The organism is Pseudomonas edaphica, from assembly GCF_005863185.1.
Lineage (GTDB): Bacteria > Pseudomonadota > Gammaproteobacteria > Pseudomonadales > Pseudomonadaceae > Aquipseudomonas > Aquipseudomonas edaphica.
In genome coordinates, this window is the sequence record NZ_VBVZ01001149.1 from 1 (window position 1) to 518 (window position 518).

At 45.9% G+C, this 518-nt stretch carries 2 tRNA genes and 1 rRNA gene; all 3 read right to left on the reverse strand.

The features are described 5' to 3' along the window. Positions 1–171: 171 nt before the first annotated feature. Positions 172–247: transfer RNA gene (locus tag FEM54_RS33760), tRNA-Ala, on the reverse strand. A 10-nt stretch (positions 248–257) separates the two neighbouring features. Next, a tRNA-Ile gene (locus FEM54_RS33765) sits at positions 258–334 on the reverse strand. Positions 335–456: 122 nt separating this feature from the next. Then, positions 457–518, reverse strand: a 16S ribosomal RNA gene (locus FEM54_RS33770); the annotation flags it as partial.

Below are 518 nucleotides of genomic sequence, written 5' to 3' on the forward strand. Positions count from 1 at the left end.
TAAGAGAACTCACAAATTTTACCTTAGCCTGATCCGTTACCAGTGAAAGTAACGTTCAGTCTATCTTTCTATCACATACCCAAATTTTTAAAGAACGATCTAATCAAAGACTAGAAATCAATATTCACTTCAGAATATTCATTTCTAAACTCTAACAGCAGAAGCAGTTAATGGTGGAGCCAAACGGGATCGAACCGTTGACCTCCTGCGTGCAAGGCAGGCGCTCTCCCAGCTGAGCTATGGCCCCATAACAAAATTGGTGGGTCTGGGCAGATTCGAACTGCCGACCTCACCCTTATCAGGGGTGCGCTCTAACCAACTGAGCTACAGACCCAATTTCGAGCGTCACTGATTAGCTAAGAGCTATCAGCTTGGAGCTTAAAGCTGCTTCTATCGTCTTCTTCAATGAATCAAGCAATTCGTGTGGGAACTTATGGAGCAGCTGATGTCGTCGATTAAGGAGGTGATCCAGCCGCAGGTTCCCCTACGGCTACCTTGTTACGACTTCACCCCAGTCA